The organism is Lentzea sokolovensis, from assembly GCF_033949975.1.
GTDB lineage: Bacteria > Actinomycetota > Actinomycetes > Mycobacteriales > Pseudonocardiaceae > Lentzea > Lentzea sokolovensis.
The window spans coordinates 41,735-66,589 of sequence record NZ_JAXAVU010000010.1 but is presented as its reverse complement, the minus strand read 5'-3'; the positions used below and the strand labels follow the sequence as shown (position 1 = coordinate 66,589).

Here is a 24,855-nt window from a genome sequence, read left to right as displayed (position 1 = left end):
GGCGCGGCCGTTGCGCGACGGCCGCGTCCGGGGTCCTGTGGCTTTCGGTCAGCGCTCCGCGTAGCGCTCGGTCAGTTCCTTCTCGCGGTCAGCGGGCCACGGACAGCGGATCTCGCCCTGTGTGGCCGCGAAGAACAGTTCCAGGTGCACGTGCCAGGCCGCGAGCGCTTCGGGACCGTGCGCGTTCTCCTGGACGAGCGTGAGGGTGGTGCCCTGCAGCGGCACGTGCTCGAACTCCCAGCGCACCTTGCCCTTCGGCTCGCCGTCCTGGAGCCACTCGTACTCCAGCACACGCGGTGCTTCGACCCTCGTGACCTCGCCCGGCGTCAGGCCGGGGTGGGCGGCGCGGACCGGTACCGCGTCCTCGGTGCCTTCGGTGAGGACCTTCCAGACCTCGTCCAGCGGTGCCCACGCGAGGTCGCGGACGAACCGCACGCCGTCGGCCTGGTCGGTGCCCTCGTCGAGGCCGAACTTCCTGACGTAGTGCTCGATGAGCGACAGCCACTCCGTCGGTGGCTCGTACTTCGTGCCGTCGGCGTGGGCGACCAGCGCGTCCAGGCAGGTGGTCCAGCCCGGTGCGTCGCGGCCCACGGACAGCATGTTCGTGACGACCGCGGTGAAGACCAGCAGACAGCCGTCCTCGCGCGGCAGGATCTCGAAGCGCAGCACGTCGTTCAGCCAGCGGAACGCGAAGACTTTCGGCGGGTCGGACTCCAGCACCTCGCCCTCGCCGCCGTCGGAGTCGACGGGTGCGTCGTCCGGGAACGTGAAGCGCATCTTCCGGCCGTCGAGCTCGACCTCGGCCGGGAACCAGTGCTTCATCTCGGCGGGTTCGGTGACGACCCGCCAGACCTTCTCCGGCGAGTGCCGCAGCGCCCGTTCGAAGCGCAGCACGGGCTTGCCCTCGATCATCCGCAGTTCGGCGTCCACGGTCAGTCCTCCTCGATCTCGTCGAGCCGGCGTTCCAGTGCGTCTAGGCTCTTCTCCCACATCCGCCGGTACGGCGCGAGCCAGGCGTCGATCTCCGCCAGCGGCCCAGGCGACACCCGGTACCAGCGCTTCTGGGCGTCGGTGCGCACCTCGACCAGACCGGCCTCCCGCAACACCTTGAGGTGCTTCGAGACGGTCGGCTGGGCGAGCGTCAGCCGGTCGACGAGGTAGCCGACCGGCTGCTCGCGTTCACGCAGCAGGTCGAGGATCTCCCGGCGACTCGGATCCGCCAGCACGGCGAATGTAGATGCCATGCCAGCAATATAGCTCGATCGGCATATACGCGCTACCTCAGCCCGCGAGGCGGATCGCCACCTCCGTCGTCCACTTGCTCTGGTCCGGCTCCACCGCGGGATCGGTGAAGTACGTCTCGAGGCGAGCACCCCACCTGTCGCCGGCGCGGTCGAACTGGACGGTGTGGGCGAGAAGCTGATCGGTGACGGCGGCCAGCCCGTCCGGGCTACCCTCGTGGAGGGCGACCACGTACTGACCGGCGGGCAGCGTGGCCGTGAACACCTCACCGTCGCCGGGCACCTCGGCGACGGTCGGAATCCCGGCCTCGACCTCGAACTCCTCGCCGGTGACGCGTAAGTACCGCAGGAACGGCGCTCCCGTGACCGGTAACTCGCGATCGGCCAGCCACCGCATGACCTCGGGAAAACGGTCGGCGATCTTGGCGAACGTCTCCAGCGTCACCGTGGCCCTGACCGCGGCGTAGGGCTGCTCTCCACGCGTCTCGATGTCCATGCCTCCACGCTAGCCACGACCACTGACAGAAAATCGGCGTTCGGCAGGAGCGGGGTCCGATTAACGTGAAGTTCATGCACCGCACCCTCTCCGTGGCCAGTTCCCCGGTGCGCGACCTGCTCGCGCTGACGTCCCGTCCCGAGGTCATCTCCTTCGCGGGCGGCCTTCCCGCCCCCGAACTGTTCGACCTGGACGGTGTGCGCGCCGCCTACGACCTCGCCCTGCGAGACCGCTCCGTGCTGCAATACGCCCCCACGGAAGGAAATCCGGACCTGCGCGCCCTGGTCTCCGCGCGCCTGACCGGCCGGGGACTGCCCACTTCGGACGTCCTGATCACCACCGGCTCCCAGCAGGCGCTCACCCTCGTGGCCACCGCACTGCTGGGGCCGGGCGCCGTCGTGGCGGTCGAGGAACCGACGTATCTGGCCGCGCTGCAGTGCTTCCAGATGACCGGCGCCCGAATCGTGCCCGTCGCCAGCGACTCCGACGGCCTGGTCCCTTCGTCGCTGAGGTCCGTGGTGGCCGCGGAGAAGCCCGATTTGCTCTACCTGGTGCCGACTTTCGCGAATCCGACAGGCCGCACCCTGTCCGCTCCGCGCCGCGCGGAGATCGCGGAGATCGCCGCCGCGAACTCGCTGTGGGTCGTGGAGGACGACCCCTACGGCGAACTCCGCTACCGCGGCTCGGCCGTGCCGCCAATCGCATCGATCAGCGACAGAACCATCTATCTGGGCAGCTTCTCGAAGGTCGGCGCCCCTGGCATGCGCCTGGGCTGGGTACGCGCTTCGGCGGACCTGCTGCGCACTCTGGTGATCGTGAAGCAGGCAGCCGACCTCCACACGTCCACAGTGGACCAAGCGGCCGCCGCGGCCTACCTGACGCACAACGATCTCGACGCCCACATCGCGCGCCTGTGCACGGAATACGGTGCCCGCCGCGACGCGATGATCGCCGCGCTGCCCGCCACCGTGCCGCCCGGCACGACGTGGAGCGACCCGGACGGCGGCATGTTCGTGTGGCTGCGGCTGCCCGACGACGCGGACAGCGCCGTGCTGCTGAAGGAGGCTCTGCTGCACGACGTCGCTTTCGTGCCTGGTGCGCCGTTCTTCGCGACCATGCCGGACCACGCGACGTTCCGGATGTCGTTCACCACCAACACGGTGGAGGAGATCGGGGAAGGCATGGCGCGCCTGGCGAAGGTGCTGCGGTGAGTCTGCTGGACGACGAGAAGTGTCAGACCCCGTGAGTACGTTGAAACGCAGGGGTTCCCGATTCGGGGGGACCCCTGCGCAAGCGTGTTCGACGGCCGATGTGCGGCTGTGCGTGGTCTGTTCGGGCTGGTGGCGCGCGGGCCGAGGCGGGCCGAAGCGTGGCGAAAGCGACGGAAAGCGCGGTGTGGCGACGGTGCTCAACGGTGATCGCGAGCAGTGTCAGACCCTCTGAGTACGTTGAGATGTAGGGGTTCCCAGCTCGGGGGGACCCCTGCGTGAGCGTGCGTGCACGGCTTGCACCACGTGGGCGACAAACTCGGTCTGCTGACCCGCGCCGCGTCCTGGCTCACGCCCACCGGCCGATTCGTGGCGAGCTTCGACGTCGACGGCGTGCGTCGCGCCGACGGCACCCCGTTCGGCCGCACGCTGACCAAAGCGTTGCGCGTGGCCGGATTCAGCTACGACAGTCGCAAGCGCCTGGTCGGCTTCGAGGGGGCGGGCAGGCCGGAGTTGCCGTTCGCCTACCTGGGCGCGGACGACAAGGCCGGTCCGAACTACACGGGCCAGCCCGCGGTCCACTCCCGCTACGAGCCGCTACGAGCCGCTACGAGGCCCAGGGACCTACGCCCGCGACGCGGTCGACCTTGATGCGCGTGACGAACCCGGCCGGCGGGTTGTCCATCGGCGGGAACTTCACCTCCGGCCCGAGATAGGTGTGCGCGAGGCGCTGGAGCAGTTCCGGCGCCCCGCCCTCGGTGATGCGTGCGGTTCCGTAGACGACGAGGTACTCCTGCAGGCCGTGGTCGTTGATGTTGGGCGTCTCGATGGACAGCGCCACACGGCCGTCGTTGCGGATGTTGCGGACCTTCTGGTGCGAGGCCAGGTGGCCGGACACGATCTCGTCGCCGTCCAGCCCCACCCAGACGATGGTGACCTGCGGGGAGCCGTCCTGGCCGAGCGTCACGAGGTGGCCGAGCGCGTTGGACTCCAGCACTGGTCTGGCGGATTCGGGAAGCATGACGGCGACGCTACGCCGGTTGCTACGTGAACAGTTCCAGCGAGTCCTGGTGGTATTCGCACCGGCCGCCGCCGGTCGCGATGGTGCAGGGCACGCGTTTCTTCGTGAGGGCGCCGCACTGCAACGCCGGGTCGTGCACGTGGCACAGACCGTTCGCGCCGGCCGTGATCGGGCAGGGCGTGCCCTTCTTCGTCGGTGCGCCACACGGCTCGCCGCTCAGCTCGCGCGGCTGCTTGGGCTTGGCGGCCTTCTTCGGCTTGGCCTGGGGCTGCTTGACTTCCCGCCCCGTCACCTCCTCGACCCCGCGCACGGCGAGGCGGTCGGCGCGCTCGTTCTCCGGGTGGCCCGCGTGGCCCTTGACCCAGTGCCACTCCACCTCGTGCCGGTTGGCGGCCTCTTCCAGGCGGCGCCACAGGTCGGAGTTCTTCACCGGCTCGCGGGCCTTCGTGAGCCAGCCGTTCGCCTTCCAGCCGTGCACCCACGAGGTGATGCCGTTGCGGACATAAGTGCTGTCCGTGTACAGGTCCACGGTGGACGGGCGGGTGAGGCTCTCCAACGCCATGATGGGCGCCATCAGCTCCATGCGGTTGTTCGTCGTCGGGCCGATGTCACCGCCGTACATGTCCTTCTCGTGCTCGCCGTACCGCAGCACGGCGCCCCAGCCGCCCGGACCGGGATTGGGGCTGCACGCACCGTCGGTGTAGATCTCGACCGCCATGCGTCATGAGGCTACCGACGAGGTCCGACACCCTTGCGACGGCGGTTGGCGGCGATGATGTGGCGGAACATCTCGACGAGCGCCGGCGCGTTGATGGGCTGGTCGCGGTACACGGAGATCATGCGGGCGGTCTTGTTGCCGTGGCCGCTCGTGATGATGTTGTGCGGGTCCGGCACGCTCGCCTTGTCGTAGAGCATCACGTTCACGTGGTCCTTGGTGCCGAGCAACGCGCAGATGTTGCCGTCCAGCACGAAGTACGGCCGGTTCGTGAACTTGATCGTCTCCTCGACGCCCGGATCGGCCTCGTGCACGAGCCTGCGCACCTCCCGGCAGACGTCCTGCTGCCACTCCGGCAGCCCGGCGATGTAGTCGTCAACACGTGTGTCCATAGCCCTATGTCGCAGCCTCTCGCCGTTTCTCGACATCGTGCCCGTGCAGGAAGACCCTGACGCCGGCCGCGATGTCGTCGTCATCCGGCCGCGTCCCCCTGATGGAGGGCTCGCCCGTCATCGTGAGCAGCATCAGGTGCACGGCCGCGCGCCGCGAATCCTGGAACCCGAGCTCGGCGAGCCGGCCCGCGAGCTCCCGCTGCACCCTGCGCGGTCCCGTCTCCTGCCACGCCTCGATCGCGTCGGCCGGGATGTGGGTGAGCTCGGCGTTGATCTGCCGCACCAGCGCGAAGTGCGTGGCGTTGCCGAGTTCGGCGCACATGGCCTTCCCGAACGCCGTGAGGTCCTTCTCCAGGTCCGTGACCTTGTGGAAGTGCCGTTCGATGATCGCGATCTGGTCCTGCGCGGCCTCGCTCGCACTCGCCTGGATGACGTTGCGGAAGAGGTCGGCCTTGTCTGCGAAGTGGTTGTAGAGCGTGCGCGTCGACACCTCCGACTCCTTCGCGATGGCGTCGATGCTCGCCCGTGAGTAGCCGTCGCGCGAGAACACGCTCAACGCCCCGCGCAGGATCGCCTGCCGCTTGTCCGGTCGCATGCCTCGGAGCTTAGTACAACGCTCATTGCACTAAGTACTACGAGCGTTGTACTTTGGCTCCATGCGAATCGCAGTGATCTTGGGGAGCACTCGTCCCGGCCGCCGTTCCGAGGGCGTGGCGCAGTGGGTCGTGAACGTCGCCAACGCCCGTACCGACGCCTCGTTTGAACTCATCGACCTGAAGGAGGTGAACCTGCCGTTGCTGGACGAGCCCGTGCCCGCGATCTTCGGCGAGTACGCGCACGCCCACACGCGAGAGTGGGCGTCGCTCATCGCGCCGTACGACGGGTTCGTGTTCGTCACGCCCGAGTACAACCACTCGTTCCCGGCCGTGCTGAAGAACGCGCTCGACTACCTGTACGCGGAGTGGAACGACAAGGCGGCCGGGTTCGTGTCGCTGGGAGGCAGCGGCGGCCTCCGCGCCGTGGAGCAACTGCGGTTGGTGCTGGCGGAACTGAAGGTGGCGACAGTGCGCACGCAGGTCGCGTTCGGGCGTGGCGATCTGCAGGGGGAGCCGCAGCAGCACGAGGAGCTCAACGCCATGCTCGACGAACTCGTGGCGTGGGCGTCCGCGCTGCGGTCGGTGCGCGCGGTCGCCGCCTAACGCGGCAGCCAGCTCGCGATGTCGGCCATGGCGTCCAGCGTCTCGCCGCTCACCTGGCCGGACGCGGATTCCGTCTCGGCGATCACGACCGAGCCGCCGTCTGATCGCGATTGGTAGTGCAGCCCGGTGAAGCGGACGTCGGCCAGGTCGAGCAGCGGGGTGGCGAGCGGGGTGATGTCGCCAGTGCCGTGCACGTCGATCAGCTTCTTGAACTCGCCCGCGTCACGCCGGTTCCGGAAGCCGACCCACGCCACGGACACGACCGCGACGTTGCCCCGATCATCGCCGACGGCGAAGAGCGTCCGGTCGAGCGACTTGCACGGGTTGCGCACGAAGTGGTCCCGCACCTGGCCGAAGGAATGCGACACGCACTCCAGCGCTGGTTTGGCCGTGCGCTTGAGGGTGCGCATCTTCATCTGACGCCACGCACCGTCCGCGTCGCCGTTTCGGGCTGACTTCTTGCCCTCGGACCTCGCCTTGGTGAGGTTCACTCCGGCTGAGTCGACGGCGACCGTCGAGGCCCCGCCGCCGACGGACAGTCCGCCGGTGCCCGCGGCGACCGACATCGCCAGCACGCCCGCGACCACCACCGCGCCCGCCTTGCCCGCGCCCGGATCCGACCCGCCTCCGGCGCCGCCGATGCGTCTCTCCATTCGTGCCTCCCTGGGCGAGGAGGACACAGCACGTGACGGGGTCGGCGGGGTGGATTGGGTCAAACCACCCGATCGGGTCAGTTCAGGCGGTCCGGCTCGTCGCGGATCGGCGGGACGATCTCCATGATGAGCCTGAGCCCCGCGATCGGCAGGTCGGCGGGAAAGACCGGCATGTACTCGCTGTAGATCTCCAACGCCGTCCCGTCCTCCTCGTAGAGGTCGGGGTGCGCGCCCACGTTGAAGAACGTCATGCCGTCGCGGTGGTGCACCACTTCCACCTCGGTGTCCGGAGGGAACCGGACCACGACCGACGTGCCCGGCAGCAGCGTGTGCTGGTTGGCCCAGGGCTCGAAGCAGAGCCACAGGGATTGGTGTTCGGCGCGCACGACGAGGTTCATGGTGGCCAGGGTGCAACCTCCACCGCGGTGGAGATCAAGCGTGCGGCGGCGACCAGATCCGCTTCCCGGCCGTGTCGCGCCACGGCCTGGAGCCCGACCGGCAGGCCGCACGAGTCGAACCCGGCCGGGATGCTGATCGCCGGGTGTCCGCTGAGGTTGAAGGCCCAGGTCAGCGAAGTGTTGATGCGCGTGCCCGGACCGTCGTGGCCGTGCGGCGGTCCGGGTGTGACCGGGGTGAGCAGCAGGTCCGCGGTCTCGAACACGGAGTCCAGTTCGGCATTCGGGCCGCAACGGCCGGCGAACCAGTCGGAAGCGGGATCCTCGAGCGCCAACGAGACGGGGCGCGGGTGTAGCGCGGCGGCCGCCTGCCAGGCGATCGACGCCTGCTCGTCGTCGACTGAGGCGAAACCCAGGTCGGTGGACCAGACGGCAGTGGGCGTGGTGTCCGCCGTGACGCCCAGATAGGTCGCGAGCAGGTCGGGGTCGCGGGTGAAGACGCCGACCGCGGGCCCGTTCGGAGGACGTCGTCTTCAGGCCGAACACCCCGCACCACGCGGCCGGGATGCGGATCGAACCCGCACCGTCGACGCCCGTGGCCAGCGGCACGACGCCGGACGCCACCGCGACGGCCGAACCCGCGGACGAACCACCCGGCGTGCGATCCAGGTTCCACGGGTTGCGTGTGAGGCCGCGAGAGTTGCGGCCCCACGTCTGCCACGGGGTGCTGCCATCGGGTGTGGTGGTCAGTCCGATCGGCACACATCCCATGGCCATCAACGCTTCCCGGTGACTCCGTCGTTCGCCGCGCTTCACCGCGATGGGCATGCCCGCGAACGGCAGCGAGGGGTCGACCTCAAGAGAGGGCGTGCGGAAGACCTCGTGGAACGCACACAGCGTGGGCTCGACGACATCCAGCCGTGCCAAAGCCCCGGCCACCCGGTCAGGCATGATCCGCCTCGTGAAATGGACTCGCGCTACGCACCACCTGGCCGAACTCGCCGAGAAGTGCGGCGAGCTGCCGACCTCGTTCTTCCGGTTCCAGGTGGTGGAGCTGTGGGTCTTCGGCGATCTGCTCGACGTGCCGCGTGACGTCGACGTCATCGAGGTCGCGCTGGTCACCGACCTGCCGGTGGACGAGGTGCCGTGGATGACCGAACCGGTCGGCGCCGAGCACTGGGCGAACTCGACGCGGCTGTCGCGCAACCCGTTCGAGGCGCGCTGGCGCTCGAAGGACGCCCCGGTGTGGAACCACCGCATCGAGCGGCCCGCGCTGGTCTGGAGCGCGGCGGACGGCGTCAGCGAGGAAGCGCTCGTGGCGGTCGGCGACGGCACGGGTGAGCTGGTGCGCTCGGCCGCGCCGTCGGAGGACGAACTGCGCAAGCGCGTCGAGGACGAGTTCGAGGTGAGCCTGAGGGCGTTGCGGCGGGCGAACCAGGACTACACCGACCACCGCTGGAGCCCCGGCAAGCTCACCCCGCACTCGGACGCCCTGTGGCGCACGACCACCGGTTATCTGGATCTGCTGGACGTGGTCGACTGACGCCGAACCGTCCAGGGCGTCACCAGCCGCGCGAACGCCACTCCGCGAGCGACGGACGTTCCTTGCCGAGGGTCGAGTCGTCGCCGTGACCGGGGTAGAACCACGTGTCGTCGGGCAGCACGGCGAACAGCCTGTCCTCCACGTCGTTGATCAGCGACGCGAAATTGTCCGCGGACGTGGTCTTCCCCACACCCCCCGGAAAGAGTGAATCTCCGGTGAAGAGGTGCGGGTGGCCCGTCGGGTCGTCGTAGACGACGGCGATGGAGCCCGGCGTGTGGCCGCGCAGGTGGATGATCGAGAGAGGGACTTCTCCCACGTTGATGGTGTCGCCGTGGTCCACGAGGACGTCCGGCGGGACCGGGAGGACGGCGGCGTCCAGTTCGTGCGCGACGGTGTTCGCGCCGTGGGCTCCGGCGAGTGCGCCCAGCGCCTGCCAGTGATCGGCGTGCTGGTGCGTGGTCACGATCGTGCGCAGGCGCGGGCGGTTCGGGATGTGGCCGAACAGGTCGGAGAGGCGCTCGAAGTCGTTGGCCGCGTCGATGAGCAACGCCTCGTTCGTGGACCGGCAAACCAGCAGGTAGGCGTTGTTGTCCATCGGTCCGACGGAGATCTTCGTGATGGTCAGCGCGTCCAGGGTGCGGCGGGCCGCCGGGCCCTCCGGATCGACGTGACCGGTGTAGTTCTCAAGTACGTCCACGGTGGCAGACGGTAGTCGCTCGATGCGGCGAGACGCACACCTTCAGGTTGCATACAGGTCTCACTCATAGGGTAAGTAAGGATCAAGCTTCGATCCGCGAGTACTCCGAAAGCACCAAACGAACAGGTCCCCGCCTCTCGTGATTCCAGAGCAACGACAGAAGCCCCGGACGGCCCGCAGGGTCAGCTGGGACGTCCTTCGTGTCGTCGCCATCGGGTGCGTGCTGCTCCACCACGCCACGCTCACGAGCGTCAGCAGTCACCCCGATCTCGGGCCGCTGCCGTTCACCTTCCCGATGTCGATGGGCGCCAGCACGCTGATGGTCGTCTCGGCTTTCTTCGCCTGTGCCTCGCTGAACAGCGGCAAGCCCGCACAGTTCCTGTGGAGAAGACTCGCCAGACTGCTGCCCGCGTACATGGCGGCGGTGCTGCTCACCTACGCGGTGCAGAGATGGATCGCCCCTGAGGGGTGGAGTCAGCTCGACGGCAGAGACGTCGTCTACAACCTGCTGCTGATCAACCAGTGGATGCCGGACGTCAACATCGTCGACTTCGCCTACTGGACGGTGCCGGTGCAGATCGCGGCGTTCATCGCCGGTGCTCTGCTCGTGAAGCGACTGAGAGGCACGAAGCTCCGCGTCTTCCTGTGGGCGCTCATCGTCACGCCACTGCTGCTGCGGCCGTTGCTGGACCACTCGCACGCGCTGTTCACCATTTACAACGGGTTCGCGCTGCACAGGGCGCAGTTGTTCGCCGCCGGCATCGCCATCTGGCTGTGGCACAAGGACAGGCTGAAGACCCCGCACCTGGCCGCGCTCCTCGTCGCCACCCTGATCGCGCAGGCGATTCACACGACCGAGTACGGATCGACGCTCGGCTTCGCCGTACTGCTGCTCATGGTGTGCGCGGCGGCCGCTGGACCCGATTGGGTGTTCTTCGCGCCGATCGCCACGCCGGTCACGTGGCTCGCGGGCATCTCGTACGGGGTCTACCTCGTGCACCAGCAGATCGGCACCGTGGTGATGGACCGCATGCACGCCGTTGGGCTGCGGTCCTGGTGGCTGCTCGCCGGCTTCGTCACCTCGGCGCTGGTGCTCGGCTGGGCGATGACGAAGTTCGTCGAACGCCCCGCCTACAAGCTGCTCACTCAGATCCAGTCGGGCAGTTCCGGCAGCTCACCGCGCAGGTCGGTGCCGTCGGTCCTGCCGGTCAGCCACCCGAGGACGGCGCTCGCCGACCCGCTCACCGAGTTGCGGCTCGCCGGGCCGTTGACCGCCCAGCTGCGTTGAGTCCCGTCAGGCAGGGTCACCTCGACGGCGAACGAGTCGACCCTGCCTTCGAACTGCCGCACGGCGTCGTCGAGGAACTCCTCGACGAAGTCGGCGGGCAGGTCGTCGAACCCGACACCCGCGTCGAGGTCGATGAGGTGGATCCAGATCTCCCGCAGCCGGAACAACGGCACCGCGGACGCCGGGATCGCCTGCCCCTTGGGCGCGGTGACCTCCGAACGCCACGCGTGAGCAGGGAACTCGCGGCACGCGGCCTCGAACCGCTGGCACGCGGAGTCGAGATCGGCCTTGATCACCTGGAGGATGCGGCGCGAACCCTCTTCGATGTCCGCGTCACGGTCCGTGCGCGACGCGTAGGCCTGGTGCTCGACCCCCGTCTTGGCCCACGTGAGCAGATTCACCAGCGCGTCGGCGTTGCGCGCGAGGTGGGTGATGACGTGTCCGCGGGTCCATCCCGGGAGCAGGCTCTGGCCGCGCACGGCGGTCTCGTCCAGCTCCTCGACGACCTCGTACAGCACGTCCGTCGCCTCGCGCACGGCGGTGATGTGCCGGTCTGGCACCCCTCGCGGCGCAGGTACGGACGTGTGCTGCGTGGACGGCGTGTAGGTCATGTGCTGCCTCTCCCCGACGTTGAGGCTCTGATCGAAGTGACCAGCCTATGAGTAAAGCCTGCTCAGGGGAATGCGACAGCGGTCGGAACCGTTTTTGTCAGGGGTGCGACCTAGCATGGTCGGCGGGTCGGTCGCAGCCTCCGAAACGATGCTAGTACTCTTCGAACGCTTGTTCGGGAGAGTGTGGCGTGAGTGACCCGCCAATCGCAGCCGAAGGGACCCCAGTGGCAGACCGTCTTGTTGTTCGCGGCGCCCGCGAGCACAACCTGCGCGGCGTGGATATCGACCTGCCGCGGGACAGCCTGATCGTCTTCACGGGGCTGTCCGGCTCCGGCAAGTCGAGCCTGGCTTTCGACACGATCTTCGCCGAGGGCCAGCGCCGGTACGTCGAGTCGCTCTCGGCCTACGCGCGCCAGTTCCTCGGTCAGATGGACAAACCCGACGTCGACTTCATCGAGGGCCTCTCGCCCGCGGTCTCGATCGACCAGAAGTCCACGAGCCGCAACCCGCGCTCGACCGTCGGCACGATCACCGAGGTCTACGACTACCTGCGCCTGCTCTACGCCCGCGCCGGCAAGCCGCACTGCCCGCAGTGCGGCGAGGCGATCGGCAAGCAGACGCCGCAGGAGATCGTCGACCAGGTGCTCGCGATGGAGCAGGGCACCAAGTTCCAGGTGCTCGCGCCGGTCATCCGCGGCCGCAAGGGCGAGTACGTCGACCTGTTCCAGAACCTGCAGACGCAGGGCTACTCGCGCGCGAAGGTCGACGGTGTCGTCCACGCGCTCGCCGAGGTGCCCAAGCTCAAGAAGCAGGAGAAGCACCACATCGCGGTCGTCATCGACCGCCTCAGCGTCAAGGCCTCGTCCAAGCAGCGCCTCACCGACTCGGTGGAGACGGCGCTGCGGCTCGCCGACGGCCTGGTCGAGCTGGAGTTCGTCGACCTCCCGGAGACCGATCCGAAGCGGATCAGGGGCTTCTCCGAGAACCTGGCCTGCCCCAACGGCCACCCGCTCGCGATCGAGGACCTGGAGCCGCGGTCGTTCTCCTTCAACTCGCCGTACGGCGCGTGCACCGTCTGCACCGGCATCGGCGTGCGCAAGGAGGTCGACCCGGAGCTCGTGGTCCCGGACGACGAGCTGAGTCTGGAAGACGGTGCCATCGCGCCGTGGGCCGGCGGGCAGACCGCGGAGTACTTCGTCCGACTGCTGCAGTCGCTCGGCGAGACCATCGGCTTCCGGATGGACCAGCAGTGGCGTCTGCTGCCAGCCAAGGCGCAGAAGGCGATCCTGCACGGCATCGACGAGCAGGTGCACGTCCGCTACAAGAACCGCTACGGCCGTGAGCGCTCCTACTACGCCAACTACGAGGGCGTCATCCCGTTCCTCGAACGGCGCCAGGAGCAGACCGAGTCCGACTACATGCGGGAGAAGTACGAGGGCTACATGCGCGAGGTCCCGTGCCCCGCGTGTGCCGGCACCCGGCTGAAGCCCGAGATCCTCGCCGTCACGCTGCACCACGGCAAAAAGGGCGACCGGTCCATCGCCGAGGTCTGCGCGATGAGCGTCTCGGAGTGCTCCGACTTCCTCGACGGCCTCAAGCTCGGCAAGCGCGAGTCGATGATCGCGGGCGCGGTGCTCAAGGAGATCCAGGCCCGCCTGCACTTCCTGCTCGACGTCGGCCTCGACTACCTCTCGCTCGACCGCGCGTCCGGCACCCTGTCCGGCGGCGAGGCGCAGCGCATCCGGCTCGCCACGCAGATCGGCTCCGGCCTGGTCGGCGTGCTGTACGTGCTGGACGAGCCGTCGATCGGCCTGCACCAGCGCGACAACCACCGGCTGATCGAGACGCTGACGAGGTTGCGCAACCTCGGCAACACGCTGATCGTCGTCGAGCACGACGAGGACACGATCCGTTCGTCGGACTGGGTGGTCGACATCGGTCCCGGCGCCGGCGAGCACGGCGGCAAGGTCGTGCACAGCGGCCCGTACAAGAAGCTGCTCACGAACAAGGAGTCGATCACCGGCGCCTACCTGTCGGGCCGCAAGTCGATCCCGATGCCCGCCAAGCGCCGCAAGATCGACAAGAAGCGCCAGCTCACGGTCGTCGGCGCGCGCGAGCACAACCTGCGCGGCATCGACGTGTCGTTCCCGCTCGGCACGCTCACCGCGGTCACGGGCGTGTCCGGTTCGGGCAAGTCGACGCTGGTCAACGACATCCTGGCCACGGTGCTCGCGAACAAGCTCAACGGTGCCCGCCAGGTGCCCGGCCGGCACACCAGGATCAACGGCCTGAACGAGGTCGACAAGCTGGTGCGCGTCGACCAGTCGCCGATCGGCCGCACCCCGCGGTCGAACCCGGCCACCTACACCGGCGTGTTCGACCACGTCCGCAAGCTGTTCGCGGCGACCACGGAGGCGAAGGTCCGCGGCTACCAGCCGGGCCGCTTCTCGTTCAACGTCAAGGGCGGCCGCTGCGAGGCGTGCGCGGGCGACGGCACCATCAAGATCGAGATGAACTTCCTCCCGGACGTCTACGTGCCCTGTGAGGTCTGCAAGGGCGCGCGGTACAACCGCGAGACGCTGGAAGTGCACTACAAGGGCAAGACGATCTCCGAAGTCCTCGACATGCCGATCGAGGAGGCGGCCACGTTCTTCGAGCCGATCAACGCGATCCACCGCCACCTGAAGACGCTGGTCGAGGTGGGTCTGGGCTACGTGCGGCTGGGCCAGCCGGCGCCGACGCTGTCCGGTGGTGAGGCGCAGCGCGTGAAGCTCGCGTCGGAGCTGCAGAAGCGCTCGACGGGCAAGACGGTCTACATCCTCGACGAGCCCACGACGGGCCTGCACTTCGAGGACATCCGCAAGCTGCTGGGCGTGATCAACGGCCTGGTGGACAAGGGGAACAGCGTCATCGTCATCGAGCACAACCTCGACGTCATCAAGACGTCCGACTGGATCGTCGACATGGGTCCCGAAGGGGGCTCCGGCGGCGGTATGGTCGTAGCAGAGGGCACACCCGAGCAGGTCTCGCAGGTCGAGAAGAGCTACACGGGGCAGTTCTTGCTGCAGGTGCTCGAGAACGAGGAGGTGTCAGCAGCAGGGTGATGATTCCACTCGATGCGCTGGCCCACCGCGAGCGCGCTCTTCAGGCGTCGCGCGGGGAGCCCGTGGCGTACCCCTTCAGCCTCGTAGAGGCGCTCGACTCGTCGGAGCAGGCACTCCGGCGCGTCGCGGCTGTCAGCTGGATGCGGACCCTGGAACGGCTTCCTCATCTAGTCGACAAGTGAACTCGGCCGGCCTAGTGAGGCGCTCAAGTCTCACTAGAGCCGTATGCCACACCGCAAGGAATTCGCGCAGGGAGTTCGCGCAGGGAATTCTTGGCGCGGTGTGAGTTTCGTCGAGGATCTGTCACTCGGACGTGGTATCCGGGATGATGGCGGCCGTGTCACTCAACCGCTATCGCTTCCGCAGCGTGTGGCACGTCGACGCGCCCCCGGATGTCGTGTACGAGGTGCTGTCCGACATCGCGAACTACCCGCTGTGGTGGACCGAGATCCGCAAAGCCACGAAGATCGACGACGAGACCGGCGAGCTCAGGTGCCGTTCGTTCCTGCCGTTCGACCTCGTCGTGCAGGTCAGGCACAGCATCAGGAACCAGCAGGCCGGGCTTCTCCGCGCCACGTTGTCCGGCGACCTCGAAGGCTATGCGAGCTGGGAGATCACCGGCCGGGACGGCGGCACCGATCTCATGTTCGACCAGGAAGTGGTGGTCAACAAGCCGCTGCTGCGGCGCCTGGTGCTCATCGCGAAGCCGTTCTTCCGCGGCAACCACGACATGATGATGCGCGGCGGCTTCAAGGGCCTGAAGCAGGTCCTCGAAGCCAAGTCCGCCAGCCGGGGCGAAGCCTAAGTGGTGCCGATGCCGATTTCCGCGCCGTTGTTCGTGCTGGTGCATTGCAACGGAGGCCCGAGAGCCTGCCGTGAGCAGGCCCACTCGCCGGAGATCCAGCTCAGGTTCTCCCCGTTCGTCTGACCGGCGTCGATCGCGGCCTGGTAGCGGTCGGCCACCTCGATGGCGGCGGCGCAGCCCGTCCTCGCTGACACGTCGGTCACCTTCGCCTCGCCCTCACGGCACACGACCGAATTGGGCACACAGCCAGCCCCCCACTCCTTCCACACCTCCGGGGGCACGTCGCCGCACAACATCTCGTAGTGAGCCTCCACGAAGTGCCACGCCTGGTCCTTGAACTCGAACAGGACAGGAAACGAGATCCCGCCGAGGCTGGGGGCGATGTCCGCCTGAGCGAGTACGTAGCGGTCCTGCTGACAGTCGAACTCGGTCAGACGAGCAGGCCGTTGCTCGTTGTCCTTCACCTGGTGCAGCGCTTGGAGCACTTCCAAGGTCACCGTCTCGCAAGCCTTCGGCGTTTTCAACTCCTGCGCCACGAGGTCCGCGGGTACCGAGATCTCCTTCATCGTGGTGACCAGTTCGCCAGAGGTCATGGTGAGGTGCGGTTCCTGGGCGCCGGTGGCCGCGGCGATCTCGCCGAGGACCTTGACGTGCTCGCTGGTGAGCCGGTGGCCGACGAACCGGAAGTCGATCTTCACGCCGGCCTTGTCCGTGTGCTGCTTGATGATCGTGCGGACCTCGTCGGCGTTCTTGCCGCAGGCGTCGGCGCCACCGCGGGCGATGACCACGACGCGGTTGGTCGCGGAGCCGCGGAACGGGTAGGTGCGCGCGAAGTCGTCGATCGCGGCGAGGATGCCGCTCAGCAGAGTCGCTTTGCCGCCGGGGGTGATGGCCCGGGCCGAATCACCGATCTTGCCGGCCTGGCCGGTGCCGGGCGTGACCAGTTCGGCGGTGTCGGGGGAGTCGCAGGTGCCGCCGAAACGGCGCAGTGCCAGCGAGTCGTCGGCGGACATGTTGGACGCGGCGGCTCCGACGGCGTCCGCCACCTCGCCGAAGTCCGGCGACTCGGACGCGTCGACGAGGAACGTGGTGCGGTGGTCGGGCGTCAGCAGCACGACTACGCCGCCGAAGGTCAGCCCCAGTACCGCCACGACCGCGATCCCGGCCAGCAGCCAGCGCTTCATCTCGTCACCTCACCGCTGGTAGTCGCCGAGTCGCACGGCCTTGTTGTCCGTCGTCCGCACGCACCTCAGCGGTGTCCCGGCATGCGAGTAGCCGTCCTCGTACGGCCAGGAGCACGACCACTCGCCGGAATCCCAGAACAGGCCCTGACCCTGTGCCTGCTGTGCGCTGATCGCGGCCCGGTAGCGGTCCGCGATGTCGATGGCCGCGGGACACCCGACCCCGTCGAGATCCGTCACCTTCTGTTCGCCGTCACGGCAGACGACGGGCTCGAACTCGCACGGCATCTCCCACTGCTTCCAGACCTCTTGCGGAACCGAGCCACAGGGCAGCGACGTGCCCGAGCTCTGGTACTTCCACGTTTCTCCTTGAAGCTCGAAGACCACCAGGAGGTTGTCGACCACGGCGGTGGTGGTGTTCGCCTTCGCGAGAACGAACTTGTCCTGCTGACACTTGACGTCGAAGTAGCGCACGTCGGCTCCCAGCGGGTGCGCTGCCGCGAGCGTCTCGGGGGTAACGCCGTCGCACGGCGCTGTCTTCACCTCTTTGGCGACGAGGTCCGCGGGGACCGAGATCTCCTTCATCGTGGTGACGAGCTCGTCGGAAGTCTTGGTGAGAAGGGGTTTCCGCGCATCGGTGGCGGCCGCGATCTCGTTGAGGACCTTGACCTGGTCGGCGGTGAGCCGGTGGCCGACGAACCGGAAGTCGATCTTCACGCCCGCCCGTGCGGTGTGCTCGTCGATGATCGTGCGGACCTCGTCGGCGCCCTTGCCGCAGGCGTCGGCGCCGCCACGCGCGATGACGACGACCCGGTTGGTGACGGAGCCGCGGAACGGGTAGGTGCGCGCGAAGTCGTCGATCGCCGCGAGCACGCCGCTCAGCAGAGTCGCGCTGCCGCTGGGCTTGATCGCGCGCGCCGCGCCGGCGATCTCGGTGGCCTGCCCGGTGCCGGGCGTGACCAGCTCCGAGGTGTCCGGAGAAGCGCAGGTGCCGCCGAAACGACGCAGTGCCAGCGAGTCGTCGGCGGACATGTTGGACGCGGCGGCTCCGACGGCGTCCGCCACCTCGCCGAAGTCCGGCGACTCGGACGCGTCGACGAGGAACGTGGTGCGATGGTCGGGAGTCAGGGTCAACCACGCCCCGCCGGTCACCAGCCCCAGCACCAGAACCACGGCACCTGCCGCCAGCGGCCAGCGTTTCATCCGGTTCCCCCTGGGCCCTTCGCACGCAGCGACGTGAGCTCGTCCGTCATGTTCCCCGCCTCGGCGTTGTACGCCTCGGCGGCCTTGGAGTAGACGGCGAGCGGTTCCGCCAGGTTCCGCCCCGAACGAGCCGAGCCGAGCAACTGCTCCGCCGCCTCGATCACCGAGGCCTGCAACGTGCGCAGCCGCACCGCCATGTCCCGCAACCGCACCGCTTCCGCCGAACTGGTGCGGCCGTCGAGGTCCTTGATCTCGAAGTCGACGACGGCGTCCCTGGCCTCGGTCATCGCGGCGTCCGCGAGGTCGAACCGGCCGCTCTTGATCGCCTCGGTCGCCGAGTTGAGCTTGTCCACGGTCGGGTTCAGCACGTTGACGACCGACTGCGACGACCGCAGCACCGGCTCGATGGTGGTGAACCACGCGAGCACGCGCTTCAGCTCCTCCGGCGAGTCCGTGAACGTCGGCTTCTGCTGTTTGAGCTGTGCGGCCAGCTCCGTCAGCTCGTCGCCACCGTCGTCGACCTGGTAGCCGATGAACCGGAACTCGATCGACAGCCCGGCCGCCGCGACCCGGTCCCGGATCTGGGACTGGACGAACTCGTCGTCGGGATCGCACGCGTCCCGGCCGTGCCTCGTCACGACGATGATCCGGTTGACCTGCTTGGCGTTCAGCGAGAACGGGGTGGTGAAGTCGCTGACCGCCTCGACGATTCCGCGCTGCAGCGTGGCTTTCGTGCCCTGCCGCACCGACTGCGCGGCCTGGGCGATCTCCTGGCGGTTGCCGGTGCCGAATCCGACGAGCTGCGTGGTGTTCTCGTCCGAACCGCACTCGCCGCCGAAGCTGCGCAACGACTGGGAGTCGCGCTCGCCCGAGTTGCCGATCACGGTCGTCAGCGCACCGGTGACGCTCGCCAGATCACCCTCGGCGGCGTCGATCAGGAACGTCGTCTTGTAGACGGGCGTGAAGATCGGGACGACCCACCGCATCACCGCGACCGTGCTGCCGGCGATCAGCACGCCGGCGAGCAGGGCGATCAGCAGCCGCCGCACGCTCTTCGGCAGTTCCCAGAACGTGTTCCACTGCCGTGCGTTGTCGCCGACGATGACGCCCTTGGCCTTGCCCAGGTGCACCGTGTACTTGGGATCCGCGTCCGGCTCGTCGAGCTCCTCGTGGGCCTTCTGGATCGCCTCGGAGGCCGTCTTCGACAACTCGTTCGTCGCGTCGACGGACAGCCTGATCTCGTCCATGGAAAAACGGTAGCGAGTTTGGGCGCGAAAGAAGTCAGGTTCGGCCGGACAGGTGCCGCACCAGCGCGGCGAGCTGCTGCGCGTACTTCGCGGCGAACTCGGGCGTGGCCGGGTCCTCGCCGGTGATCTGGCCCGCGCTCTGCCGCAGGGTCAGCGGCGCGGAGGCAGCCGCCATCAGGGCCAGCAGCAGGAACGCGGGGTCGACGTCCGCGGGCAGTTCGCCGGCGGCCTGCCGCGCCCGCATCCCTTCCACCTGGCCGCGGAAGAACTCCTCGTCGGTCGGCGGACTGTCGCCTGCCAGGTTCGCCCACGCCCACATGCGGCCGTGGTCGGTGAGCGTGGTCATCACGAAGCCCGCCACCACCTCGTCCAGCGCCTGGCTCCGGCCGGCCAGTTCGGCGGCGGAGCCGTGCCAGCTCGTGGCGAGCTCCTTGTAGATGCCTTCCTTGCCGCCGAAGTAGTACGAGATCAGCTGCTTGTTCACGCCCGCCCGCGCCGCGATGTCCGTGGTGCGCGTGGCCGCGTAGCCCTTCGCGCCGAACTCCGCCGCGGCCGCTTCCAGGAGCAGGGCCCGCGTGCGTTCCGGGTCGCGTTTGCGCTCCGAGGCGCTGGGAGAGCGGCGTTGATCCACGTCGACACGGTAGCCGACGGCCTGCTTTCAACCAATGAGTTGACTTAATCAACCAAGCGGTTGAAACTCGGCGACATGAGAATCGCAGTGATCGGTGGGGGAATCGGCGGGCTGTGCCTGGCGCACGGGTTGCGCAAGGCCGGCGTGGACGTGGCGGTGTACGAGCGCGATCTCTCGCGCACGGACCGCCTGCAGGGGTACCGGGTGCACATCAATCCCGACGGTGCCGCTGCGCTGCGGGAGTGCTTACCCGCGGCGAACTGGGAGCGGTTCGAACGGAGTGCGGGCTCCAGCGAGAACGGCTTCGGCTTCCTGACCGAACAGCTCAAGCCGCTGCTCGTGCTCGACCCGGACGAGGAGAAGCACTACTCGGCCAGCCGGATCACGCTCCGGCAGGTGCTGCTCGACGGGCTGGACGTGCGGTTCGGCAAGCGATTCGAGCGCTACGAGCAAGGTGACGACATCAAGCTGCACTTCGACGACGGCACGACCGCGAACTGCGACGTGCTGGTCGGCGCGGACGGGATCCGGTCACGGGTGCGCGAGCAGTACCTGCCGCACGCGGGCACCGAGAAGATCGGGGTCACGGCGATCGCGGGGAAGCTGTACCTCGACGACAACGACTGGGTGCCGCGGCGGCTGGTCGTCAGGGCCAACTCGATCATCCCGACGAGCAGGGCCGGCATGTTCCTGGTCGTGCACGACGGGCTGGGCGTGACCGACAACGAGGACGATCCGTTGTTCGACAACGTGCGTCCCTACCTGATGTGGGCCTACGCGGCCGCCGGCCTGACCGTCCACGATGGACAGGACCTGAAACGCGAGGTGCTCGGCCGGATCTCGCGGTGGAGCCCCGAGCTGAACCGGATCGTCGCGGCCTCGCCCGCGGAGACGATCAGCGAATGGCGCCTCCGGTCGTCCAGGCCGATCGAACGCTGGCAGCCGACGAACGTCACGTTGCTCGGCGACGCCATCCACGCGATGACGCCGATGAGAGGCGTCGGAGCGAACATCGCGCTCAAGGACGCGCAACTGCTCACGCGGTGCGTCGCCGAAGGCGGTGACGCGATCGCCCGGTACGAGAAGGAGATGTACGACTACGGGTTCGCCGCCGTGCGCGACTCGCTCAAGGCCGCCCGTCAGTTCGCCGACGGTGGCCCGGTCGCGCGGACCATCTTCAAGACCGTGCTCAGGACCGCGAGCGCGGTGCCCGCGCTGAAGCGCGCGATGTTCTGAAAATCAGTTTGAACCGTTCTGGCTCGCTCTGCGTGTGATGGGCGTTGGGTGGCACTAGCCAGGAGGTTCAAGATGATCCGCAAGAGCGTTGCGGTCGTCGCGTTGGGGTTGATCTCGCTGACCGCCTGCGCGGGGACGCCGGAGAGCACACCGGTGGCGCAGCAGCAGCAAGAAGCCGTGGTGGCGTTGAACGTCGCCGAGAACGCGGACCTCGGGCCGGTGGTCACGGACGTCGAGGGGTTCACCCTCTACCGGTTCGACGGCGACAAGCCGGGGGAGTCCACTTGCGACGGTGAGTGCGCCGCCGCGTGGCCGCCGGCGACCGTCGCGGACGAGAACTTCGGCGTGACCGGCGTCGAGCGGAACCTGGTCAGCAGCATCGTCCGCAAGGACGGCAGCCGTCAGATCACCGTCGACGGCATGCCGCAGTACCGGTTCGCCAAGGACGCCAAGCCCGGTGAGACCAAGGGCCAGGGCCTGCAGGGCAAGTGGTTCGCCACCGGCAAGGACGGCGCCCGCACCCAGCTCGCGGCGCGAACGGGTGTCATCGCCGGGCTGGGAGCGGTGCTGACCAACAACGCCGGTCTCACGCTCTACCGGTTCGACGGCGACACGGCCCAGCCTCCTGCGTCCACTTGCGACGGTGGTTGCGCCGAGAGCTGGCCGCCGGTGCTGGTGGAGGGCGAGACGCCGCGGGTGAAGGGCGTCGACCCGAAGCTGCTCGGCACGGTCACCCGCGAGGACGGCAAGAAGCAGCTCACGGTCGCGAACTGGCCGCAGTACACGTTCAAGAACGACAGCAAGCCCGGTGAGGCCAAGGGCGTCACGGTGCCGAAGTGGTTCGCCACCGCCACCGACGGCAAGAAGGCCCAGCAGAACAAGGCGATCGCGTTGACCAGCGCGACCGTCGGAGATCTCGGCGTCGTCGCCACCGACAAGGACGGCATGACGCTCTACCGGTTCGACAACGACTCCGCGGAACCGCCGACGAGCACCTGCTCCGGCGACTGCGCGGTGCAATGGCCGCCCGCCTTCGTCAGCGAGGGCTTCCAGGTGCAGGGCGTGGACGCCGCACTCGTGGGAACGATCGAGCGGGACGGGAAGAAACAGCTCACCATCGCGGGGTGGCCGCAGTACATGTTCGCAGGGGACAAGGTCTGCGGTGATGCCAACGGGCAGGGCGTTGGCGGGAAGTGGTGGGCGACCAAGGCCGACGGAAGTCGCGCCGGCCAGTAAAAGGGGAGAGAAGGAGCCCCGGCGGGAAGCATCCCGCCGGGGCTCTTTTCACTTGAGACGCACCAGAAGTGCCTGCTCCGGTTCGAGCACCGGCAGCTGGATCCCGACCTCCGACAGCACGGAACCGGGCAGTTCCACGGACTTCCAGTCCGCGGGGAGCCTCTGGATCAGCCTGGGTCGTCCCGCCGGAGCGTCGAACGACACCCGGTACGTCCGCTCCGGGTCGAGACCGGGCAGCCGCACTCGCCGGGGCTTGTTCTGCACGGAGGTCGCGAGCTGCACGTACCCGAACAGGGCCTCGGATTGGTCGGCGGCAACGATTCCGTGCACCCAGGCCGAGGGGTCCGGGTGGTCGGAGTGCACGGTGACACCGGTGTGCACCAACGCCCGCACGTCCTTGTAGTACTCGATCGCGGCCTGCAGCCCGGCCCGTTCCTCGTCGGTGGCCGAGTTGATGTCCCACTCGATCCCGAAGTGCCCGAACAGCGCCGTCGCCACGCGGAATGACAGGTCGTGCACGCGTCCGGTGGTGTGCGACTTCGTGGGGCCGACGTGCGCGCCCATCAGCTCGGGCGGCAGGAAAACGCCGGTCCACCGCTGGATCAGCTGGCGTTCCAGGGCGTCGTTGCAGTCCGACGTCCACACGCGGTCGGTGTGCGCGAGCACGCCGAGGTCGATCCGCCCGCCGCCGGACGAGCAGCTCTCGATCTCCACGTGCGGGTGCCGGAGCCGCAGTTCCTCGAGGAGCCGGTAGTACGCGGCGGTCTGCTCGTGCACGCGCGAGCCGATCAGGTCGCGGTTGTGGTCCCACTTCACGAACGCGATGTCGTTGTCCGACAAGACGGACGACACGCGGTCGAGGATGTACGCGTACGCCTCGGGGTGCGCGATGTTCAGCACCTGCTGGTTGCGCGACGGTGGCGGCAGCACGCCGGGACGCGGTCCGAGCACCCAGTCCGGGTGGGCGCGGTAGAGGTCCGAGTCCGTGTTGACCATCTCCGGCTCGAACCAGAGGCCGAACTCCATGCCGAGCGCGCGGACGTGCTTGATCAACGGGGTCAGCCCGTCCGGCCACACGGTCTCGTCGACGTACCAGTCGCCCAGCCCGGCGGAGTCGTCGCGGCGGTGGCGGAACCAGCCGTCGTCCAGCACGAACCGCTCGACCCCCATGGCGGCGGCCGTGTCGGCCAGCGACGTCAGCCGCGCGAGGTCGTGGTCGAAGTAGACGGCCTCCCACGTGTTGAGCACGACCGGGCGCGGACGCAGTGAACGCTCCCGCAACTGCCGGTGGAACGCGGCGCTGATGCCGTCGATGCCCGCGCTCGAGTACGCCGCGTAGAGCCACGGCGACTCGTATTCCTGGCCTGGTGCCAGCGTGATCTCGCCCGGCAGCAGCAGTTCACCGCCGCCCAGGACGGGCAGGCCGTCGACGAGGTTCTCCGCGTACGTCACGTGGTTGCCGCTCCACGCCACGTGCAGCGCCCACACCTCGCCGTCGCGGAACGAGAACCCCGGCGTACCGGCTAGCAACCCGATGGTCGCGTCGTGCCCGGTGCGGCCGCGGCGGTTCTCGCGCACCCACGAGCCGTAGTTGAACGCCTGCCGCTGCGGCGCGCGTTCACGAGCCCAGCGCCCGGTGAAGTCGAGCAGTTCAGTGGCGTAGGAGGGGACGGGGAGCGCGGTTTCCAGGCCCTCCAACGAATACGGCGACGTGCCGTCGTTGCGGACGACGTGCCGGAGCCGGAGCATGCCGGACGGCAGCAGTTCCAGCGTGCCGTTCACGGTCAGCTCGGCGGCCTCGTCCGACGCGACGTAGCGGAAGATCGAGCCGTCCTCCCCGGAGAACGACGTCACCGTCAGCGCGGGCGCGAAGTGTTCGCCACCCCGGTGGCCGCGCAGTCCGGGACGGCCGACGTAGCCGGCGCCCGCGTCGGGCAGAAGCGCGAGCGGCACCGGGTCGTCCGGCGCGTTGTTCGGATTGGTCCACGACACGGCGTCGACCAGGCCGCGCAGCGCGGTCCGGTCGAGGTCTCCGAGCGTTCGCCCCCAGTGCGTCACGACCGGCAGGCTCGCGCCCATGAGGGTGATGACGATGCTGGAGGTGTCGTCGTGCAGGTGCACGACCTCCGTGTTGCTCATGCGGGCCCCGTCCACATCAAACACAAATGAACATTGAGCCGATCCTCAGATCTGGACCCGGTGTTGTCAAGCGTTGGGGAATGTTGAGTTGTGTCCGATTACTTCGAGCACTTTGGAGCCTGCAGATCACTCAGGCTCGGGCCCTCCGGCTTCCACGACACGGCGTCGACGGCCGCCACCGTGAGCGGTGCGTCGAGGCCCTGAGCTGGGAACACCTGCGCCTTGTCCAGGTAGTCCTGCAACTTCGGCACGAGCTCGCCCAGTCCCTTGCGATGCCCCGCGACCAGCTCGTCGCCCCGAGGCAACGGCGACGGACCGATGGCGTCGTATGCGGTTTTCGACTGCGCGTACATGTCGCGCAGCTTGGTCAGGGAGGCGATCACCGCCGGACGGTCCGCTTCCGTCGGCTGCTGGCCCTGGGCGAACTTCGGCGCCATCGCCACCACGGCGCTGACCACGAGGATCGGGTCGTCCGCGGCGCAGACCTGGTCGACCCACGCCTGCACGGCCGCTGGGTCCGGCGTGGCCGAAGAGGGTGGAGACGCGGACGGCGGTGGCGAGGAGCACCCCGCCACCGCCGCGACCACGAACAGACAGATCAGGTTCCGGAGCAC

General features: G+C 68.4%; 26 protein-coding genes and 3 pseudogenes. 10 read left to right on the top strand and 19 right to left on the bottom strand.

Features of this window, described 5'->3' with window-relative positions:
- Positions 1 to 48 precede the first annotated feature (48 nt).
- From SK854_RS22285 to SK854_RS22275, 3 genes are read right to left on the bottom strand one after another with little or no spacing between them, the layout of a single operon-like run.
- The gene (locus SK854_RS22285; RefSeq protein WP_319977017.1) at positions 49 to 930 is read right to left on the bottom strand and encodes an SRPBCC domain-containing protein; all 882 of its coding nucleotides are present in this window, start codon (positions 928 to 930) and stop codon (positions 49 to 51) included.
- A 2-nt stretch (positions 931 to 932) separates the two neighbouring features.
- Complete coding sequence (locus SK854_RS22280) at positions 933 to 1,244, bottom strand: ArsR/SmtB family transcription factor (protein ID WP_319977016.1); 312 nt, start codon at positions 1,242 to 1,244, stop codon at positions 933 to 935.
- Between the two features lie 37 nt (positions 1,245 to 1,281).
- Positions 1,282 to 1,737, bottom strand: coding sequence for a GyrI-like domain-containing protein (locus SK854_RS22275; RefSeq protein ID WP_319977015.1), 456 nt, complete (start codon positions 1,735 to 1,737; stop codon positions 1,282 to 1,284).
- Positions 1,738 to 1,811: 74 nt separating this feature from the next.
- Between SK854_RS22275 and SK854_RS22270 the strand changes: the two genes are divergently transcribed.
- The gene (locus SK854_RS22270) at positions 1,812 to 2,948 is read left to right on the top strand and encodes an aminotransferase-like domain-containing protein (RefSeq protein WP_319977014.1); all 1,137 of its coding nucleotides are present in this window, start codon (positions 1,812 to 1,814) and stop codon (positions 2,946 to 2,948) included.
- 303 nt (positions 2,949 to 3,251) lie between these two features.
- A complete protein-coding gene (locus SK854_RS22265) occupies positions 3,252 to 3,596 on the top strand; it encodes a hypothetical protein (protein ID WP_319977013.1) in 345 nt (114 codons plus the stop codon).
- On the opposite strand, the gene SK854_RS22260 is transcribed toward SK854_RS22265, so the two are convergent.
- The 4 genes and pseudogenes from SK854_RS22260 to SK854_RS22245 all read right to left on the bottom strand — a co-directional run bounded on the left by SK854_RS22260 (position 3,553) and on the right by SK854_RS22245 (position 5,668).
- Positions 3,553 to 3,966, bottom strand: coding sequence for a PPOX class F420-dependent oxidoreductase (locus SK854_RS22260; RefSeq protein ID WP_319977012.1), 414 nt, complete (start codon positions 3,964 to 3,966; stop codon positions 3,553 to 3,555). The genes SK854_RS22265 and SK854_RS22260 overlap by 44 nt on opposite strands.
- Before the next feature lie 274 nt (positions 3,967 to 4,240).
- Positions 4,241 to 4,684 (bottom strand): annotated as a pseudogene (rnhA, locus tag SK854_RS22255) (ribonuclease HI); the annotation flags it as partial.
- Positions 4,685 to 4,695: 11 nt separating this feature from the next.
- The gene (locus SK854_RS22250) at positions 4,696 to 5,073 is read right to left on the bottom strand and encodes a DUF1801 domain-containing protein (RefSeq protein WP_319977011.1); all 378 of its coding nucleotides are present in this window, start codon (positions 5,071 to 5,073) and stop codon (positions 4,696 to 4,698) included.
- Between the two features lie 4 nt (positions 5,074 to 5,077).
- The gene (locus tag SK854_RS22245) at positions 5,078 to 5,668 is read right to left on the bottom strand and encodes a TetR/AcrR family transcriptional regulator (protein WP_319977010.1); all 591 of its coding nucleotides are present in this window, start codon (positions 5,666 to 5,668) and stop codon (positions 5,078 to 5,080) included.
- 61 nt (positions 5,669 to 5,729) lie between these two features.
- On the opposite strand from SK854_RS22245, the gene SK854_RS22240 reads away from it, so the two are divergent.
- Positions 5,730 to 6,272 (top strand): NADPH-dependent FMN reductase, encoded by a 543-nt coding sequence (locus tag SK854_RS22240; RefSeq protein ID WP_319977009.1) that lies wholly within the window; start codon positions 5,730 to 5,732, stop codon positions 6,270 to 6,272.
- On the opposite strand, the gene SK854_RS22235 is transcribed toward SK854_RS22240, so the two are convergent.
- The 4 genes and pseudogenes from SK854_RS22235 to SK854_RS22220 form a co-directional block, all read right to left on the bottom strand.
- The gene (locus SK854_RS22235) at positions 6,269 to 6,925 is read right to left on the bottom strand and encodes a hypothetical protein (RefSeq protein ID WP_319977008.1); all 657 of its coding nucleotides are present in this window, start codon (positions 6,923 to 6,925) and stop codon (positions 6,269 to 6,271) included. The two genes, SK854_RS22240 and SK854_RS22235, sit on opposite strands and share 4 nt — an antisense overlap.
- Before the next feature lie 77 nt (positions 6,926 to 7,002).
- The gene (locus tag SK854_RS22230; RefSeq protein ID WP_319977871.1) at positions 7,003 to 7,323 is read right to left on the bottom strand and encodes a hypothetical protein; all 321 of its coding nucleotides are present in this window, start codon (positions 7,321 to 7,323) and stop codon (positions 7,003 to 7,005) included.
- Positions 7,320 to 7,586 (bottom strand): amidase family protein, encoded by a 267-nt coding sequence (locus SK854_RS22225; RefSeq protein WP_319977836.1) that lies wholly within the window; start codon positions 7,584 to 7,586, stop codon positions 7,320 to 7,322. The genes SK854_RS22230 and SK854_RS22225 overlap by 4 nt, the downstream gene beginning before the upstream one ends.
- Before the next feature lie 316 nt (positions 7,587 to 7,902).
- Positions 7,903 to 8,091, bottom strand: a pseudogene (locus SK854_RS22220) (amidase family protein); the annotation flags it as partial.
- Between the two features lie 190 nt (positions 8,092 to 8,281).
- Here SK854_RS22220 and SK854_RS22215 point away from each other — a divergent pair.
- Positions 8,282 to 8,863, top strand: a complete 582-nt coding sequence (locus SK854_RS22215) for a DUF7711 family protein (protein ID WP_319977007.1) — start codon at positions 8,282 to 8,284, stop codon at positions 8,861 to 8,863.
- A gap of 19 nt (positions 8,864 to 8,882) precedes the next feature.
- On the opposite strand, the gene SK854_RS22210 is transcribed toward SK854_RS22215, so the two are convergent.
- Positions 8,883 to 9,560, bottom strand: coding sequence for an MBL fold metallo-hydrolase (locus SK854_RS22210; protein ID WP_319977006.1), 678 nt, complete (start codon positions 9,558 to 9,560; stop codon positions 8,883 to 8,885).
- Between the two features lie 139 nt (positions 9,561 to 9,699).
- On the opposite strand from SK854_RS22210, the pseudogene SK854_RS22205 reads away from it, so the two are divergent.
- A pseudogene (locus SK854_RS22205) lies at positions 9,700 to 10,659 on the top strand (acyltransferase family protein); the annotation flags it as partial.
- 47 nt (positions 10,660 to 10,706) lie between these two features.
- Here SK854_RS22205 and SK854_RS22200 read toward each other — a convergent pair.
- Positions 10,707 to 11,459: a maleylpyruvate isomerase family mycothiol-dependent enzyme gene (locus tag SK854_RS22200; protein WP_319977005.1), complete on the bottom strand. Its 753-nt coding sequence runs from the start codon at positions 11,457 to 11,459 to the stop codon at positions 10,707 to 10,709.
- Positions 11,460 to 11,683: 224 nt separating this feature from the next.
- Here SK854_RS22200 and uvrA point away from each other — a divergent pair, with 224 nt between their 5' ends.
- The 3 genes from uvrA (at position 11,684) to SK854_RS22185 (ending at position 15,368) form a co-directional block, all read left to right on the top strand.
- Positions 11,684 to 14,563, top strand: coding sequence for an excinuclease ABC subunit UvrA (gene uvrA, locus SK854_RS22195; protein WP_319977004.1), 2,880 nt, complete (start codon positions 11,684 to 11,686; stop codon positions 14,561 to 14,563).
- The gene (locus SK854_RS22190; protein ID WP_319977003.1) at positions 14,563 to 14,745 is read left to right on the top strand and encodes a hypothetical protein; all 183 of its coding nucleotides are present in this window, start codon (positions 14,563 to 14,565) and stop codon (positions 14,743 to 14,745) included. Before uvrA ends, SK854_RS22190 begins: the two co-directional genes overlap by 1 nt.
- Before the next feature lie 155 nt (positions 14,746 to 14,900).
- The gene (locus SK854_RS22185) at positions 14,901 to 15,368 is read left to right on the top strand and encodes an SRPBCC family protein (RefSeq protein WP_319977002.1); all 468 of its coding nucleotides are present in this window, start codon (positions 14,901 to 14,903) and stop codon (positions 15,366 to 15,368) included.
- Here SK854_RS22185 and SK854_RS22180 read toward each other — a convergent pair.
- The 4 genes from SK854_RS22180 to SK854_RS22165 are packed head-to-tail and all read right to left on the bottom strand — an operon-like array spanning position 15,365 to position 19,630.
- Positions 15,365 to 16,552 carry a vWA domain-containing protein gene (locus SK854_RS22180; RefSeq protein ID WP_319977001.1) on the bottom strand — a complete coding sequence of 396 codons (1,188 nt, stop codon included), beginning with the start codon at positions 16,550 to 16,552 and terminating at the stop codon, positions 15,365 to 15,367. The genes SK854_RS22185 and SK854_RS22180 overlap by 4 nt on opposite strands.
- Before the next feature lie 9 nt (positions 16,553 to 16,561).
- Positions 16,562 to 17,752: a vWA domain-containing protein gene (locus tag SK854_RS22175; protein ID WP_319977000.1), complete on the bottom strand. Its 1,191-nt coding sequence runs from the start codon at positions 17,750 to 17,752 to the stop codon at positions 16,562 to 16,564.
- Positions 17,749 to 18,999 carry a VWA domain-containing protein gene (locus SK854_RS22170; protein WP_319976999.1) on the bottom strand — a complete coding sequence of 417 codons (1,251 nt, stop codon included), beginning with the start codon at positions 18,997 to 18,999 and terminating at the stop codon, positions 17,749 to 17,751. Before SK854_RS22170 ends, SK854_RS22175 begins: the two co-directional genes overlap by 4 nt.
- A 34-nt stretch (positions 19,000 to 19,033) precedes the next feature.
- Entirely contained in the window at positions 19,034 to 19,630 is a 597-nt protein-coding gene (locus SK854_RS22165) for a TetR/AcrR family transcriptional regulator (RefSeq protein WP_319976998.1), read from the bottom strand.
- 75 nt (positions 19,631 to 19,705) lie between these two features.
- On the opposite strand from SK854_RS22165, the gene SK854_RS22160 reads away from it, so the two are divergent.
- Both SK854_RS22160 and SK854_RS22155 read left to right on the top strand, forming a co-directional pair.
- Positions 19,706 to 20,866, top strand: a complete 1,161-nt coding sequence (locus tag SK854_RS22160; protein WP_319976997.1) for an FAD-dependent oxidoreductase — start codon at positions 19,706 to 19,708, stop codon at positions 20,864 to 20,866.
- A 72-nt stretch (positions 20,867 to 20,938) separates the two neighbouring features.
- Positions 20,939 to 22,102 carry a hypothetical protein gene (locus SK854_RS22155; RefSeq protein WP_319976996.1) on the top strand — a complete coding sequence of 388 codons (1,164 nt, stop codon included), beginning with the start codon at positions 20,939 to 20,941 and terminating at the stop codon, positions 22,100 to 22,102.
- 48 nt (positions 22,103 to 22,150) lie between these two features.
- Here the strand turns inward: SK854_RS22155 and SK854_RS22150 are convergent, their stop codons facing one another.
- Together SK854_RS22150 and SK854_RS22145 are read right to left on the bottom strand one after the other, a co-directional pair.
- Complete coding sequence (locus SK854_RS22150) at positions 22,151 to 24,241, bottom strand: alpha-galactosidase (RefSeq protein WP_319976995.1); 2,091 nt, start codon at positions 24,239 to 24,241, stop codon at positions 22,151 to 22,153.
- A gap of 98 nt (positions 24,242 to 24,339) precedes the next feature.
- On the bottom strand, positions 24,340 to 24,855 hold the full coding sequence (locus SK854_RS22145) for a hypothetical protein (RefSeq protein ID WP_319976994.1): 516 nt from the start codon (positions 24,853 to 24,855) through the stop codon (positions 24,340 to 24,342).